The following is a 16,998-nucleotide window of genomic DNA, read 5'->3' as shown; positions in this document are numbered from 1 at the left end:
AGGCCCATACTCCGTGACTGCACCTGGTTCCAGGCGAATCGGCATCCGTTTATTAGAACGTGACTAACCCACACTACTGGCAAGGCCGCGCCGGAGTCGCACCCCCGAGACCAGACAAACCCGGCTCCGGCGTCACCGACGCCCGCGGATGATGTTGCGCAGGCGCCCCAGGCGCACCCCGATGTCACGTTCCCGACCACGGTCGGTCGGCTCGTAGTAGTCGACGCCGACCAGTTCGTCTGGCGGATACTGCTGCCGCAACACACCGTCCGGGGCGTCGTGTGGATACCGGTAGCCGACCGCGTTGCCGAGCTTCGCGGCCCCCGCATAGTGGCCGTCGCGCAAATGCGGTGGAACCGAGCCGGCCTTCCCACCTTCGACGTCGGCGACGGCGGCCCCGATGGCGGTGATCACCGCCGCTGACTTGGGTGCGGTCGCGAGGTGAATCGTTGCCTGCGCCAATGCAAGCCGGGCCTCGGGCATGCCGATCAGCTGTACGGCCTGCGCGGCGGCCGTTGCCGTCTGCAACGCCGTCGGATCAGCCATGCCGATGTCTTCGCTGGCGTGCACGATCAGACGGCGGGCGATGAATCGGGGGTCCTCCCCCGCGCTGATCATCCGGGCCAGATAGTGCAGCGCCGCATCCACATCGGAACCCCGGATCGACTTGATGAAGGCGCTGATGACGTCGTAATGCTGATCACCTCCGCGGTCGTACCGCACGGCGGCCCGATCAACCGCGGATTCGACGTAGGCCAGTGTGACCGCGGCCGGCCTGTCGGCGTTGGCGTCGGTGTCCGACAGGACTGCGTCGGCGGCCGCCTCGAGAGCGGTCAGTCCGCGCCGCGCGTCACCGCTGGAGATCTTCTCCAGGTGGTCGAGCGCATCGTCGTCGATCGTGACCGCACCACCGAGTCCACGGGGATCGGCGGCGGCCCGCACCAACAACTTTCGGATGTCGGCATTGCTCAGCGACCGCAGTTGCAGGACCAGCGATCGGGACAGCAGCGGCGCCACCACCGAGAACGACGGATTCTCGGTCGTCGCTGCGACGAGCAGCACGATCCGGTTCTCCACGGCGTCGAGCAGCGCGTCCTGCTGGGTCTTGGAGAAGCGGTGGACCTCGTCGATGAACAGCACGGTCTGGGTACCGGCGATGAGCCGTCGACGCGCGGCATCGATCACCGCACGGACTTCTTTCACCCCGGACGACAACGCCGAGAGCGCTTCGAAGCGGCCTCCGGCGGCGGTCGAGATCAGGGCCGCCATGGTCGTCTTGCCGGTGCCCGGCGGACCGAACAGCAGCACCGATGCCGCACCGGAACCGTCGATCAGTCTCCGCAGCGGAGAGCCCGCTTCGAGTAGATGCTCTTGTCCGACAATCTCTTCGAGCGTTTGTGGTCGCATCCGGACAGCCAACGGCGCACTGGTGGCAGGCCGCGCCAGTCCGCTGGTGATCAGCTCCGGCGGAGCGGCGGGGGCATCAAAAAGGCCGCCCTGTTCATTGGTCATGGCTGCTGGGACGTCAGTGCAGCCAGGAGGAATCCAGCGCCTGACCGACAGAGTCCGCGAACTCGGCCAGCGCTGGCTCGGCGGCCCGACGGGCGGCAGCGGCCAGCCCGGACCACCGGTCCACGATCACGCGGGGATCCGAAGTACTCAGTGCCAGTCCGTGGGCCTCGTCGGCACGACCCACATCGGCGTCGTCGACCGGCAGCATCCACATCGTGGACAGCCACACCCACGCCAACCGGGCGAGGACGATCTTGCGTGCCAGCTCCCGGTCGGAACCCAGGCTCGGCCAGATCGCCTGCACCTCGGAGCGCCAGGCATCGACCATCAGGGTTTCGAGTTCGTCCCGGCCCGCCGCCGAACTCGGCGACAGCCACGGTGTAAATGTCACCAATGCGTACGCGATGTCGAGCGTGGCGTCGCGGAACCCGCCCCACTCGTAGTCGAGGAACCGCACCCCGTCGCCGTTGATCAGGATGTTTTCGGGACCGACATCCGAGGGGCTGAAGGCCCGGTGTTCACCTTCGCCGAACAGGGAGTGCGCGGCTTCGAGCGATTCGAGGACGATCGGGTCGAGATCCAACCCGAGCATCTCGGTGACGACCCGGGGCGCCGAGACCACCGCGGCCGCGAACTGACTGTGCAGCGCATCTGCGGCGACACCGTCGCCACCCTGCCGCAGCAGTGCCGCGAAGTCGTTCTCGCCGCCGACCGTGGCCGCGTGCATCCGGCCAAGGGCCTGGCCCCAGGCACTCAGGGAGCCACCGACGGCTGCGGTGTCGTTGCTGGTCAGCAATTCGGTCATCGAACGGCCGTCGCCGAGGTCGGAGAGCACCAGGACACGGGAAGCGAGATCAAAGGCGATCAACGCCGGCCCCGGCCGCGATGCCATCGGCAGCGTGTTGGCGTACTTGTACGAGGCGACCTCGCGGTAGAACGAGGCTCCCGATTCGGTCTCCCCGTCGCCGAGAACCTTGATCACCAGCGTGCGATCCGCCGAAAACGGATTCTGGGCGACTCGAACACGCAAGACTTGGGTGCGACCGCTGCCACCGAGGTCATAGGGTTCGGCTAAGGACACCGGGGCGCCGGCGCGAGCGGCAAGAAGCCGCTCGGCTGCCTGCACCGCGCCGGTTTTCTGGCTATCGGCAAGAACAGTCATCCCCTACAACCTACCCAAAAGGTAGGACGTGAATCACTGCCACGGGAAATGAGCATCAATTTTCCGGGGACACATCCACCGAAACGTCGATCTCACTCTTCCGGGATTCGGTATAGATGACGCCCCTCAACGGTGGTACATCGTCGTAGTCGCGGCCCCAGGCGACCGTGACATGGCGTTCGTCGACGAGCTTGTCATTGGTGGGGTCGAACGCGATCCAGCGGTCGCCGGGAAGCCACACCGCCGCCCACGCATGCGAGGCATCGGCCCCGAAGATCCGTTCCCGCCCCGGCGGCGGGTCGGTGGCCAGGTAACCCGAGACATACCGGGCGGCGAGCCCCTGCGACCGCAAACATGCGATGGCCACCCGCGCGAAGTCCTGGCAGACACCCTCGCGACGCTCCATGACCGTATCGACCTTGGTGCTGATCGCCGTGGACCCCGAGCGGTAGGTGAAATCACGGAAGATGCGGGTGGTGAGTTCCACCACGACATCGAGCAACGGCGCGCCGGGCGTGAATATCGTCGACGCGTAGTCGATGACCGCAGCGCTGATCTCAGGCGGGTACAGGTCGAGGCGGAACTCCACCGCGCGAGCGCCTGCGGGTCCGGATGGCCGAGCTGATTCCCAGGGAGCCCGGGCCGCGGCCGAGTTGAGCAGTTCCTGATCCAGCGGATCCACGTCCACCGTCGACACACCGGTCACCTCGAGCCGCCGATGCGGCGTCCGGACGTGGAAGTAGCTGTCGTAGTTGCCGTAGATGTCGACGCCGGTCGAGCGGTCCGAGGGCTCGGGGTCGATGGTGATCGCACTGTCGATCACCCGCTGCCCGGGCAGCTCGCGGGGTTGCAGATGGCAGCGGCCGTAACTGCTGCTGACCACGTCGTCGTAGTCGTAGCGGGTCCGGTGCGTGATCTTGTAGCGCCGCGGCGCTCCCTCGATCAGATCTGTGGTGGGCAGCGGTCGGTTGTCGGCAATGTTCACAGCGTTCCCTCCGATCCGGCACCCCAGAGTGGCTGCATGTCGACAGGGTAAGCAAATCTGGTGCGCCCGAGTACATCCGAGAGCTCTCGGAGTCCTTTGTCCAGCGTGCGCATCAATTCGGCCAACTCCACCCGCTTGCCTCCGGCACCGATCGCGGCCAGGTCCGCCGGGTCGACGCGGCGCAGTTCTGCCACCAGATCCTCGACGATGCGCTCGGCGGCAGCAGAACGGACGATCGACGGCAGCGAGCTCAGGTCGTCGCGCAGTGTCTGGAGCTGGTAGATCATCGCCCGAGGGTTGCCCTCGTCGAACAGCATCAGGTCGGCCACCGCACTGAGCCGGACAATGCCCCGGTTACGACGGCGGTAGATGATGACCGACTCGCTGGCCGACAGATACGCCTCCAGCAAGCCCTGTTCGGTGTCCGAGTCATATTGCGGCACCAGGATGGCCGAGGTCAGGCCGGCCAGCATCTGCGCGCGTTCCACCCGGCGCCCGATGTCCATGAACAACCAGCCCGGGTCGTGCACCATCGATTCGGCCTGCAATCCGGCCAGGGCCAGGAGCCCGTGCAGGATGTCGTCGTGTGCCCGGCCGAGTTCGGAACCGTCGCGCTCGGAGTCCTCGCTCGCACCGGCCGCCGGTCCGGTACCCAATTCACTCAGTGCACGGTCGATGGAACCGAGCACCATCCACGTGCTCGTCGACAGTTGGTCGCGGATCGCGCGGGCCAGTTGTTGTAGACGATCGACTGCAAAGGCAACCGAACCCGGGGTCCGGCGGGCGGTGGTCATCATGTGCAAGCGCGTCGTCGCGGCCAGGACCTCGTCCGGGTCCGGGGGTTTACTGCTGTCGAAGTCGAGTAGGCCCGCGGTGTCCTGCAGAACCGCCCGATTGCCGGACGCAGACGCAATTGCGCTCAGGAACAACGGGATCGACGCCGTGCCCGTCATCCACGGTCGGTAGCGGTAGTCCTCGTAACGTTCGCGGGCGACCTTGACCATCCTCGTGGTCAGCTCGGCCCGCTCGCCGTAGCGGCCGAACCAGAACAGGTCGGACAGCACGCGAGGCGAGCTGACCACCGGATCGGAACTCGCGCGGACCGCGCTGGGACTGGCACCGGTGACGATGATCGGTCGAGTGCGTTCTGGTGCACCACCCGATTCTTCCACCCGGATCTGGCCGGCAGCCGGTTCTACGGTGGTCACCCAGACATCTTTTCCGGCAACGGCATTCATCGCCGACCCGGCGGCTCCCTCGGCGAGCACCTGGCCGAGGCCGCCGGGCAGAACCGCGTAACCCGAACCCTGCGCGACGCTGAACGACCGAATGCCGACGGGTGCCGCACGCAGCGGCGAACCCGTACCGCGCGTTCGATTGGGGCCGGGTGTGGACGACGGCGCAACCGAGAACCGTTCGAGGACCCGGCCGACCCACTGCCACGGCTCGGTGGCGATCCGGGCGCGCAGCGTGTCGATCGCGGCCGAACTGAGCATCGGACCGGAGAATTCTTCGCCGGTCCGGAAGTTCGTGATGGCCAGCAACGGCAGGTCGGCCGACAACTTTCCGTGTTCGAGATCGTTGCCGGCCCAATAGGTCTGCACCGAGTTCAGCAGCAGATCCTCACCGAGGAAATGTTTGCTGATCGCGGGAAGAACGGTGTGCAACGCCGGGTTCTCGAGCACCCCGCTGCCAAGGGTGTTGAGGACGGTGACCGAACCGCGCGACGCCGCCTCCACCAGCCCGGTGACGCCGAGGCGGGAGTCCGCACGCAGGTCGAGCGGATCGGAATAGTCGGAGTCGACCCGCCTGATGATCACATCGAGTCGTTTGAAGGTTCCCAGCGACCGCATGTAGACCGCACCGTCACGGACCACCAGGTCGGCGGCTTCCACCAACGGAAAACCGAGGATCGAGGCCAGGTAGGCCTGATCGAACGCGGTCTCCGACAGGGAGCCCGGTGTCAGCACGGCAACCGTGGGTTCCTCGATGCCTTGCGGGGCGTATTCGAACGTCGCTATCCGAACCGTGGCCGCAAACGCCGACATCGGTCGCGGCACACACCGCTGCAGGAGCCGCGGGAATGCCCGCGACATGAGCTGCCGGTCGGCCAATGCGTAGCCGACACCGGACGGCGCCTGGGTCCGATCCGAATACACCAGGTACTCACCGCTCGGCGCCCGGCCGATGTCGCAGGCGTGCATGAACAGCAGGTGCGGCCACACCTGCGGAAAACGCGCGGCCTTGCGAACGAAACCGGGATGCCCGTAGATCATCTCCGGTGGCACCAGACCCGAGGTGATCGCGCTCTGCTCGGCGTATACATCCGACAGGAGCGCATCGAGCACTCGCGCCCGCTGCTCGATGCCTTTCTCGAGACTCTGCCACTGCGCGCCGTCGAACAACAGCGGCACAGAATCGAGTTCCCAGCGTCGCTGCTGCGTGGAGGTACCGGTCGGGGCGTTGTACGTGATGCCGTCGTCGTCGATGAGTGTGCGCACCCGCCGATCGGCCTGGCGGAGACCGGCATCGGCCATCCGCTCCAGATTGTCGATCAGACCGGACCACTGGGCGCGGATCGCACCGGTGCTGTCGAACAGCTCGTCGAAGGGTCCGGACGGGGATCCCGGCAGGGCCGACAGATCAAACAATCCGTACCGGTCAGACCGGTATCGGTCCAAAACTCCGGCGGGTTCGATCCTTGGCGGTGTCACCGAAGGACTGTACGTGCTCGCCGTAGATCCAACATCATGGGCACACCGGAATCGGTCGCCAGCCTGGCCTGATACTCACGGAGCTTGGCGGTGTCGACGGTGCCGACGTGATGGCCGGAGGCCTCGAAACGACCATTGCGACGCGACTCGGCCTCCACCGCGTTCACCGGTGGACGTTCGTACGCCAGACCACCGGGATGGATCACGTGATAGGTCGCACCGCCCACGGACCGCCCGTTGTGGGTATCGATGAGATCGAAGACCAGTGGGCTGTCGATGGTGATCGTCGGATGGAGGGCACTCGGTGGCTGCCACGCCCGGAACCGGATACCGGAGACGGTCTCCCCCGCCCGGCCGGTCGGCGTCAACGGAACCGGGACACCGTTACAGGTCAGGATGAAGCGATTCATGTCTCCACCGAGGACTCGGAGCTGAACCCGCTCGATCGACGAATCGACGTACCGTGCGGTGCCACCGAACGCGGACTCCTCACCGAGGACGTTCCAGGGTTCGATCGCGCCGCGCAGCTCGATCTCGACATCGCGGATGTGGACCGTACCCAGACGCGGGAAGCGGAACTCGGTGAACGGGGCCAGCCAGGCGGTGTCGAAGTCGTAGCCGGCCTCGCGTAGATCTTCGGCGACGTTGGAGATGTCGTCGATCACATAGTGCGGCAACAGATGTCGGCCATGCAGGTCGGCGCCGTGGCGTTGCAGCCGCGCCCGGTAGGGCTTGTCCCAGAACCACGAGACCAGGCTGCGGACGAGCAGCGATTGCACCATCGCCATCTGGTGGTGCGGCGGCATCTCGAAGCCACGGAGCTCGAGCAGACCGAGCCGGCCGCGCGTCGAGTCGGGGCTGTAGAGCTTGTCGATGCAGAACTCGGCCCGGTGGGTGTTGCCGGTGATGTCGGTCAGCAGATGGCGCAGCGCCCGGTCGGCGACCCATGGCAGGTGATGGGAGGTGTTGCCTGCCGCGGTCTCGTCGCTGATGCGATCGATTTCGGCAAAGGCGACTTCGAGTTCGTAAAGCGAACTCTCCCGCCCCTCGTCGACGCGGGGTGCCTGCGAGGTGGTGCCGATGAACCGTCCCGAGAACAGATACGACAGCGAGGGATGCAGCTGCCAGTAAGTCAGCATCGAGACCAGCAGATCCGGGCGGCGCAACATCGGTGAATCGGCCGGGCGGATGCCACCGAGTGTGATGTGGTTGCCGCCGCCGGTGCCGCCGTGGCTCCCGTCGAGGTCGAACGACTCGGTGCCCAGCCGGACCCGGCGAGCCTGGTCGTAGAGTGTTTCGAGGAGTTCGGACTGTTCGACGAACGACGCCGTCGGCTGGATGTTGACCTCGATGACACCGGGGTCGGGCGTGATCGTCAAGGACGTCAGGCGAGGATCCGACGGTGGGCCGTATCCCTCGATGACCACCGGTTTACCCACCTCGGCGGCGCTGTGTTCGATCAGGCTGACCAGCTCGGCGAAGTCGTCGCCGGTCTGGGTAGGAGGAAGGAAGACGTACAGGACACCGTTGCGCTCCTCGGCCACCAGTGCGGTGACCGATCGACCGGAGGGTTCGACGAGATCAGATTGTTCCGGGGGTGTTTGTGCCGCCGCGTTTGCTTCTGCTTCTGCGGCCTTCTTCACTTCGGCAGCAGCACGGGCCTTCTGCATCTCCGGGGTGATCCACAGCGGTTCACCGTCTCCGGGAACACCTGCCTCGGCCACCGACGTGCCCGGGCGGGCGCCGGGCAGCGACTCCCCCGCCATTCCGGTCCGTGGCATCTGCGGTGCGGACGCGGCAGGTGGTTCGGACGATGCGGGCGGTAGCGGCAGCACATCCGCCGCGGCAAGATCGGCGAGCGGGTCGATGTCGAACGCGGTGGGATCTGCCGGGAAGAACTGCATGTTCGGCTCCCAGAAGAGAGCATCGAGCGGCAGTCGAAGACCCGCGGGCGAATTGCCAGGACTCAGGACCAATCGGCCCCGCCGGGTCCGCCACAGTGCGCTCTGCCATCCGACACCGTCCGCGGCGCGGTTGATCGGCATCACATAGGCGGTGGGACTGCCGACCGACGAATCCAGCTCGGCCAGAAGGCGCTTACGAATATCTGTCGAATCCTTGTCGGGCGTCAGGTCGTCCTCGGTTGCCTCCGCGGCCTGCGCTTCGGAGTCCGGCGGTGCGCCCGCAGGCAGCCGCACCAACTCGGCGAGCCGCAGCAGCGGATCCTCGTAGGCGGGCATCACCTGCGAGTCCGGAAGACGCAGACGTCGTGCCAGTGCTGAGATGAATGCCTTGGGCGCCTTGGCCGTTGCGGGATCGGTCGGTCCGAGTCCACCCGGCGCCTGCCAATCCATGGTGGCCTGTGCGGCGTACTTGGTTGGCCACGGGTCATCCAGTAGGTCGGGGTTGTTCCAGAGTGCTTTTCCGTCGGCGCGCCAGATCAGGTCGATCTGCCACCGCGGCAACGGTTCACCGGGATACCACTTGCCCTGACCACGCTGTACCAAACCGCTCGGCGCGTAGATCTTCTTGACGCGGTCGGCCAGATCGGATGCGAGTGAACGCTTGTGGGGTCCGTCGGCGTCGGTCAGCCACTCGGGATCGACCTGGTTGTCCAGGGAGACGAACGTCGGTTCACCGCCCATCGTCAGCCGGACGTCGGCTTCACGCATCCGCTCGTCGAGGTCGGTGCCGAGATTGACGATCCGCTTCCACTGATCACCCGAATACGGCAGCGTGACCCGCGGATCTTCGTGGAAGCGGGAGACCTCGTTCGAGAAGTCCATCACCGCATGGCATTTGCCGGTGGCTCCGGTGATCGGCGCGGCCGCGCCCGGATGTGGGGTCGCGGCAAGCGGGATGTGGCCTTCCCCTGCGAAGAGGCCCGAGGTGGGGTCCATGCCCACCCAGCCCGCGCCGGGCAGGTAGACCTCGGTCCAGGCATGCAGGTCGGTGAAGTCGGCGTCGGGGCCGGACGGGCCGTCGATCGACTTGATGTCGGACGTCAACTGGACCAGATAGCCGGAGACGAAACGTGCCGCCAGACCGAGACGGCGCAGAATCGCAACCAGCAACCATGCGGAGTCGCGGCACGAGCCGACCCCGCTGTCGAGTGTGAACTCCGGCGCCTGCACGCCTGCCTCGAGTCGCACCGTGTATCGGACGTCGTCGCGCACTGCCGAATTCAGTTGGACGAGGTAGTCGATGACGCGCATCTTCCCGGACGCACGGTGGTCGTCAACCCACTTGGCCACCAACGGGTCCGCGCCCGTCTCGTCCACCGGCCGCAGATAGACCTCGAGATCGCGGCGGAGTTCTTCCGGGTATTCGAAGCCGACGTTCTCGGCCCATTCCTCGATGAAGAAGTCGAACGGGTTGATCGCGGTGAGGTCGGCAACCAGACCCACCGTGAAGCTCAGGACCGTTGTCGGTTCCGGAAACACCAAGCGCGCCAGGTAGTTGCTGAAGGCATCCTGTTGCCAGTTGATGAAGTGGTCGCCGGGCTCGACCTTCAGCGAATACGCCTCGATCGGGGTCCGCGAGTGTGGCGCCGGCCGCAGGCGCAGTACATGTGGGTAGACCTTCGTCAACCTGTCGAAGTTGTACGTGGTCCGGTGCTCGAGTGCCACCTTGATCGTCAACTGGCGTTACCTCCATGCGTCCCAAAACGTGAGGCTGCAAGTTCATCACAATCTTCGCCCCACCGCCGGGCACAGGATCTAGGCCAACCACGGGTTGGCACTGTTCACTAACACCCTGAAAACCGTCAAATAGCAGGGCTCCGAGGGCAAATCGCCCTCGGAGGTCCTTTATTTGCCAGACTTCAGGGCCGTCACCGTGTGAGGCCACCAAAGGCAGATCGCCGGCGGCACGAGGCCGCCGGCGATCTGTCGATCCAGGTTTCTTGCGGGAGCTACTGCTTCTCGGTGGCCGCTTGCTTCTCGCCGGCCGCTGCCGGAGCCTGCTGCTGCTTCGGAGCTGCCGGCTTGGCGTCGATGCCTGATTCCTTGCGCTGCTCCGGGGTGATCGGCGCAGGCGCATCGGTCAGCGGGTCGATGCCGCCGCCCGACTTCGGGAAGGCGATCACGTCGCGGATCGACGGCTGACCGGCAAGTAGCGCCGTGATGCGGTCCCAGCCGAAGGCGATTCCGCCGTGCGGCGGTGCGCCGTACGCAAATGCGTCGAGCAGGAAGCCGAACTTCTCCTGCGCTTCGTCGTGCGAGATACCCATGATCTTGAAGACGAGTTCCTGGATCTCACGCTTGTGGATACGAATCGAACCGCCGCCGATTTCGTTGCCATTGCAGACGATGTCGTAGGCGTAGGCCAACGCCGCACCGGGATCGGACTCGAGGATCTCAAGCGATTCCGGCTTGGGCGAGGTGAAGGCGTGGTGCACAGCGGTCCACGCACCCGAACCCACGGCCACGTCACCGCTTGCGGTGGCTTCGTCGGCAGGCTCGAACAGCGGTGCGTCGACAACCCAGGTGAAGGCCCAGTCGCCGTCCTTGATCAGTCCGAGCTTTTGGGCGATCTCGCCGCGGGCCGCACCGAGCAGCGCACGCTGTGCCTTGACCGGACCCGCCGCGAAGAAGACGCAGTCGCCGGGGTTGGCACCGACATGGGCGACGAGGCCGTCGCGCTCGGCCTCCGACAGGTTCTTGGCAACCGGACCACCGAGCGTGCCGTCTTCCTGCACCAGCACGTACGCCAGTCCCTTGGCGCCGCGCTGCTTCGCCCATTCTTGCCACGCATCGAGCTGACGGCGGGGCTGGCTTGCACCACCGGGCATGACGACCGCGCCCACATACGGCGCCTGGAACACCCGGAACGGAGTGTCCTTGAAGTAGTCGGTGCACTCGACGAGTTCGATGTCGAAGCGCAGATCGGGCTTGTCACTGCCGAACCGGCGCATCGCATCGGCGTAGGTGATCCGCGGGATCGGGGTCTGCACGTTGTAGCCGATCAGCTTCCACAGCGCGACCAGGATCTGCTCGCCGAGGGCGATGATGTCGTCCTGATCGACGAAACTCATCTCGATGTCGAGCTGGGTGAACTCGGGCTGGCGGTCGGCGCGGAAGTCCTCGTCGCGGTAGCAGCGGGCGATCTGGAAGTAACGCTCCATGCCTGCCACCATCAGCAACTGCTTGAACAGCTGCGGGCTCTGCGGCAGTGCGTAGAAGGTACCCGGCTGCAAGCGTGCGGGGACCAGGAAGTCGCGTGCACCCTCGGGGGTCGAACGGGTCAGCGTCGGGGTCTCGATCTCGACGAAGTCCTGCTCCAGCAGCACATTACGGGCGGCCTGGTTGACCTTGGACCGCAACCGCAATGCCGAACCGGGACCTTCGCGACGGAGGTCGAGGTAGCGGTACTTCAGCCGAGCTTCTTCACCTGGGTTCTCGTCCAGCTGGAACGGCAAAGGAGCCGACTCGTTGAGAACGACCAGCTCGGTCGCGTTGACCTCGACGTCGCCGGATTTCAGGTTGGGGTTCTCGCTGCCTGCCGGACGCTGCTCGACAACGCCGGTCACCTGGACGCAGTACTCGGCGCGCAACCGGTGCGCGGGCGTGGCGACGGCCTCGTCCCGGAACACGACCTGCGCGAGACCGGAGCTGTCCCGCAGATCGATGAAAATCACGCCGCCGTGGTCGCGTCGGCGCGCCACCCAGCCGGTCAACGTCACGGTCTGCCCGGCGTTCGCGGCTCGCAGTGATCCGGCAAATTGGGTGCGCAGCACAATAGTCCTCTCGAAGCTGACGATTTTGTATCGTGCAACATCCTACGGCTGCCTCGATCGGCCGAGGACGGCACTGCTCATGCAATGCTGACCGCATGACTTTTCGAGGCAATGGCCCCTTGGATACCGGCAACGTTTCGGGCGGTGGCGGAGGCCGCGGCAAGTTCGCCATCGGCGGCGGCGCCGGCCTGATCATCGTGATCGCAGCAGCCCTGTTCGGATTCGATCCGGGCATTCTGGGCCTGGGCAGTGACGGATCGACCTCGACGTACTCATCCCAGGACCAAACCGCCATCAACGAGGAGATCAAGAGCTGCACCATCGAAAAGGCGAACACCGACACGGTATGCCGGATCGTGGCCACCACCAACAGCCTCGATGCGGTGTGGTCGGAACTCATGCCCGGCTACGCACCACCGAAGACGGTCATCTTCGAGGGCAGCGTCGACACCGCCTGCGGACCGGCGACCTCGGATGTCGGCCCGTTCTATTGCCCCGGCGACCAGACCGCGTACTTCGACCCGTCGTTCTTCGATGTCCTGAGCGACCAGCTCGGCGGCGGAGACGGGCCGCTGGCCCAGGAATACGTCGTCGCCCACGAGTACGGCCACCACGTCGAATACCTGACCGGTGCCCTGCAGGAAGGTCAACGGATGGGTGCGGCAGGACCGAACTCGGGTTCGGTACGAATCGAATTGCAGGCCGACTGCCTGGCCGGGGTATGGGCATATCACGCCGACAAAGGCGCCGACGCGATGCTCGAACCGCTGACCCAGCAACAGATCAACGACGTCATCAAGACCGCCAAGGCGATCGGCGACGACGCGATCCAAGGCGATGCCTCCAACCCGGAAGGCTGGACCCACGGCTCATCAGACCAGCGGGTCCGCTGGTTCAACGTGGGCTACAGCGCGGGTGACCCGAACTCCTGCAACACTTTCGACGCGGCAAGCCTGTGAGCCGGTCCAGCGCGATCGACCAGATCGCCGACAACCACCTCGAACGTTCCTGTGCACTCAACCCCATCGAGGCGACCCACCTCGGGGTGGCCGGCTTCGACGATCAACTGCCGGACTTCTCTCCGGAAGGTGAGGCAGATCGGGTCTCCGAACGCCGCGCCGCGCTGAGTTCGCTGGCGTCCGCGAACATCACCGACGACGTCGACCGCGTCACCGTTGCCACGATGTCCGACCAGTTGCGCCGTGCACTCGCAGTCGACGATGCAGGCCTGCGGATCGGCGAGGTCAACGTCATCGAATCCCCGCTACAGGGTGTTCGCGATGTCTTCGATCTGATGTCGACGACGACCGCAGCCGAGCAGGACCTGTTCCTCGCGAGGTTGTCGCAGGTGCCCGCCTGCGTCGAATCGATCATCACCGGGATGCGCCATCGCGTGCAGACCGGTCCCCCGTTGGTGAGCCGGCAGGTGAGTCTGTGCGCCACGCAGGCCGACGCCGCAACCGGGTCGATCTTCAGCAACGCCACCGCCATCGAAACCACCGACCAGGTCGATCTGCTCGACGATCTGCGCGGCCAGGTGGGTGCTGCGATGACCGAGCTCGCAGCGGTCCTGCGCGACGAGGTCCTGCCCCGGACCATCGACACCGATGCCGTCGGCCGCGACCGCTACCGGCTCCACTCGGCCGAGTTCGTCGGCGCGGACATCGACGTCGACGATGCCTACGCCTGGGGGCTGGATCTCCTCGAATCGATTGTGGCCGAACAGGAGACGTTGGCCCAAGAGATCGCACCCGGCGCCGGAGTGGCCGGTGCGCTGGAAGCACTGAACAACGATCCCCGCTACCAGATGACCGACCGCGACGCGTTTGTCGCCTGGATGCAGGATCTGTCCGACCGCGCGACCGAAGAGGTCGGCAGGCTGCACTTCGACATCCCGCCGCAGCTGACCGCACTCGAATGCCGGCTGGCTCCGTCGGCGACCGGGATCATCTATTACACGATGCCCAGCGAGGACCTGAGCCGTCCGGGACGCATGTGGTGGTCGGTGCCGCCGGAGCAGCAGCTCTTCCATACGTGGCAGGAAACCACCACGGTCTTCCACGAAGGTGTCCCGGGCCATCACCTGCAACTGGGGTCGGCGATGGTGAGCCCGGAGCTGAACCGCTGGCGCAAGCTGGCGTCGTTCACCTCCGGCCACGGCGAGGGGTGGGCGCTGTACGCCGAGCGGCTGATGGGCGAACTGGGCTGGCTCGACGATCCGGGCGACCGGATGGGCATGCTCGACTCGCAGCGACTGCGCGCGGCCCGCGTGGTCGTCGACATCGGCGTGCACTGCGGCCTGACTGCACCCGCCTCAGTGGGCGGCGGCACCTGGGATGCCGACAAGGCCTGGCAATTCCTGAGCTCCGCGGTCGCGATGGACAAGACAGTGCTGCGGTTCGAGCTCAACCGCTACCTCGGCTGGCCTGGACAGGCCCCGTCATACGCACTGGGACAACGGGTCTGGCAACAGGCCCGCGACAACTACATCCGAACCAACCCGACGGCATCCCTCAAGGACTTCCACCGCAAGGCCCTGGCGCTGGGCGGTGTCAGTCTCGATGTGCTGCGGGCAGAACTGAGCTGACCACCACCTACAAACGAGTCGCCGATTAGCCGGGCGGGTTCTCGGCTGTGGGGAACTCCGGCGTATGGGCCGAACTCCCCCACGTCCGGCCCGTATGCGGGGCGGGCGACGGATCACCGTCGACGGTGAAGGTGCAGGCGGCGACGCTGGTCGCCATCAGAACCCCCACCACCATCGCCGCCCACCGACGCCGCACCCCCATGGCCCCTACCCTGCAGCCAACGCCGAATTGATGTGCGCCACCACGTCATCGAGCGCGACGCGCTGTTGCTCACCGTTGGACAGATCCTTGAGTTCGACCTGACCGTCGGCGAGTTCGTTCTCGCCGAGCACCAACGCGAAACGTGCGCCCGAGCGGTCGGCGGCCTTCATCGAACCCTTGAGACCGCGACCCCCGTAGGCGATGTCGGCGCGGATGCCCGCGGCCCGAAGTCGACCGGTGATCGCGACCAGCTCGTCTTTGGCGGCTTCACCCATCGGGACGCCGAACACCTCGCAGCGCGCATCGCTGACGGCGGCAATACCTTCGGCCTCCAGCGCGAGCACGGTGCGGTCGAGACCCAAGCCGTAGCCGATGCCCGAGAGCTCCTGCTTGCCACCGAGCTGCTTCATCAGACCGTCATAGCGGCCACCGCCACCGATACCGGACTGCGCACCGAGTCCGTCGTGCACGAACTCGAAGGTGGTCTTGGTGTAGTAGTCGAGGCCACGCACCAGTCGCGGGTTCTTCTCGTACGGAACCCCGAGTCGGTCGAGGTGACCGATCACCGCGTCGTAGTGCTCGCGCGCCGAGTCCGACAGATAGTCGATCATCAGCGGCGCCGACGCCGTGGCCTCACGAATGTGCGGACGCTTGTCGTCGAGGACGCGCAGCGGGTTGATCTCGGCGCGACGGCGGGTCTCTTCGTCCAGGTCGAGCCCGAAGAGGAACTGCTGCAGGGCTTCCCGGTACTGCGGCCGACAGGTGTCGTCGCCGAGCGAGGTGATCTCGAGGCGGAAACCGGTCAGACCCAGACGGCGGAAACCCTCATCGGCGATGGCGATGACCTCGGCGTCCAGTGCCGGATCATCGATGCCGATCGCCTCGACACCCACCTGCTGCAACTGGCGGTAACGACCGGTCTGCGGTTTCTCGTAGCGGAAGAACGGTCCGGCATACGACAGTTTGACCGGCAGTTGGCCGCGATCGAGGCCGTGCTGGATCACCGCACGCATCACACCGGCCGTGCCCTCGGGGCGCAACGTCACCGAGCGGTCGCCGCGGTCGGCGAACGTGTACATCTCCTTGGAGACGACGTCGGTCGACTCTCCGACACCGCGGGCGAACAGCGCGGTGTCCTCGAAGATCGGGAGCTCGATGTGTGAGTACCCGGCCAGTCGCGCTGCACGCGTCAGGGTGTCGCGTACCGCCACGAACTGCGCCGATTGCGGTGGCACATAGTCCGGTACACCTCGTGGAGCCTGAAATCCGGCATTCACAGCCCGTGACGTCCCTTCTTGGGTTGATCGGCCGATCCCGAGGCGGTCAGGTCGGCGAGAAATGGATTGGTGGCGCGTTCGCGGCCGATGTTGGTCTGCTCGCCGTGGCCCGGCAGGACCACGGTGTTGTCGTCAAGCGGCAGCAGACGGTCGGCGATCGAATCGAGGAGCTGCTGATGACTACCGCCGGGCAGATCGGTCCGCCCGATCGAACCGGCGAACAACACATCACCGGAAAAGCACACCGGCACAGTGCCCTCCGGGGTGACGACGTCGATACCGAACAGCACCGAACCCTGGGTGTGACCGGGCGCGAGGTCGACGCTGAAGGAAATTCCGCCGACGTCGACCGATTCGCGGTCGGTCAGTTCGATGACTTTCTCCGGCTCACGGAACACCGTGTCGCCGATGATCTGGGACATCGCCCGACCTATCCCGACACCCGGATCGGCCAGCATCGGCCGGTCGGCGGGATGGATGTAGGCCGGAATCGCGAACTCGTCGCAGAGCTCGGCGGCATTCCAGGTGTGATCGAGGTGACCATGGGTCAACAGGACCGCCACCGGGTTCAGCTGATGCTCGGAAAGTATCTCGCGGACGCCTGGAGCCGCGTCCTGACCTGGGTCGATGATGATCGCATCGCTGCCGGGCCCGTTCGCCACCACGTAGCAATTGGTGGCGAACATACCGGCGGGGAAACCCGTGATCAGCATGGTCTGTTCTCCTGGGTCGTAAGGACGTGTTCGACCATCATCCCAGCACCGCCAAACCTCATGTGCCACGGCCACGTCATATTGTCCGGCGCGCCGGGGCAGCGCCCAT

Annotated in this window: 11 protein-coding genes; 2 read left to right on the top strand and 9 right to left on the bottom strand. The window is 65.9% G+C overall.

All coding sequences use genetic code 11. The annotated features are described in order from the left end of the window. Positions 1-132: 132 nt before the first annotated feature. From AC1TPF_RS17850 to aspS, 6 genes are all read right to left on the bottom strand, one after another. Positions 133-1,512, bottom strand: coding sequence for a replication-associated recombination protein A (locus tag AC1TPF_RS17850; protein WP_482139316.1), 1,380 nt, complete (start codon positions 1,510-1,512; stop codon positions 133-135). Between the two features lie 13 nt (positions 1,513-1,525). Next, entirely contained in the window at positions 1,526-2,674 is a 1,149-nt protein-coding gene (locus AC1TPF_RS17845) for a phosphotransferase family protein (RefSeq protein WP_482144884.1), read from the bottom strand. A gap of 55 nt (positions 2,675-2,729) precedes the next feature. After that, positions 2,730-3,653, bottom strand: coding sequence for a transglutaminase family protein (locus AC1TPF_RS17840; RefSeq protein WP_482145137.1), 924 nt, complete (start codon positions 3,651-3,653; stop codon positions 2,730-2,732). Between the two features lie 2 nt (positions 3,654-3,655). Next, positions 3,656-6,373: a circularly permuted type 2 ATP-grasp protein gene (locus AC1TPF_RS17835; RefSeq protein WP_482144883.1), complete on the bottom strand. Its 2,718-nt coding sequence runs from the start codon at positions 6,371-6,373 to the stop codon at positions 3,656-3,658. Further along, positions 6,370-10,014, bottom strand: a complete 3,645-nt coding sequence (locus AC1TPF_RS17830; protein ID WP_482144882.1) for a transglutaminase family protein — start codon at positions 10,012-10,014, stop codon at positions 6,370-6,372. Before AC1TPF_RS17830 ends, AC1TPF_RS17835 begins: the two co-directional genes overlap by 4 nt. Positions 10,015-10,286: 272 nt before the next feature. Continuing rightward, complete coding sequence (aspS, locus tag AC1TPF_RS17825) at positions 10,287-12,110, bottom strand: aspartate--tRNA ligase (protein ID WP_482144881.1); 1,824 nt, start codon at positions 12,108-12,110, stop codon at positions 10,287-10,289. A gap of 95 nt (positions 12,111-12,205) precedes the next feature. On the opposite strand from aspS, the gene ypfJ reads away from it, so the two are divergent. Both ypfJ and AC1TPF_RS17815 read left to right on the top strand, forming a co-directional pair. After that, positions 12,206-13,069 carry a KPN_02809 family neutral zinc metallopeptidase gene (gene ypfJ, locus AC1TPF_RS17820; RefSeq protein WP_482144880.1) on the top strand — a complete coding sequence of 288 codons (864 nt, stop codon included), beginning with the start codon at positions 12,206-12,208 and terminating at the stop codon, positions 13,067-13,069. Continuing rightward, positions 13,066-14,697 (top strand): DUF885 domain-containing protein, encoded by a 1,632-nt coding sequence (locus AC1TPF_RS17815; RefSeq protein ID WP_482139310.1) that lies wholly within the window; start codon positions 13,066-13,068, stop codon positions 14,695-14,697. The genes ypfJ and AC1TPF_RS17815 overlap by 4 nt, the downstream gene beginning before the upstream one ends. A gap of 25 nt (positions 14,698-14,722) precedes the next feature. On the opposite strand, the gene AC1TPF_RS17810 is transcribed toward AC1TPF_RS17815, so the two are convergent. From AC1TPF_RS17810 to AC1TPF_RS17800, 3 genes are read right to left on the bottom strand one after another with little or no spacing between them, the layout of a single operon-like run. Next, positions 14,723-14,899, bottom strand: coding sequence for a hypothetical protein (locus AC1TPF_RS17810; protein ID WP_482139309.1), 177 nt, complete (start codon positions 14,897-14,899; stop codon positions 14,723-14,725). 5 nt (positions 14,900-14,904) lie between these two features. After that, positions 14,905-16,176 carry a histidine--tRNA ligase gene (gene hisS / locus AC1TPF_RS17805; protein WP_482144879.1) on the bottom strand — a complete coding sequence of 424 codons (1,272 nt, stop codon included), beginning with the start codon at positions 16,174-16,176 and terminating at the stop codon, positions 14,905-14,907. Further along, positions 16,173-16,889 (bottom strand): MBL fold metallo-hydrolase, encoded by a 717-nt coding sequence (locus AC1TPF_RS17800; protein ID WP_482144878.1) that lies wholly within the window; start codon positions 16,887-16,889, stop codon positions 16,173-16,175. The genes hisS and AC1TPF_RS17800 overlap by 4 nt, the downstream gene beginning before the upstream one ends. Between the last annotated feature and the right edge of the window lie 109 nt (positions 16,890-16,998).

Source organism: Williamsia sp. Y853, from assembly GCF_056786495.1.
Note: the sequence above shows the minus strand (reverse complement) of the source record. Positions and strands in the feature narration are given on the sequence as shown.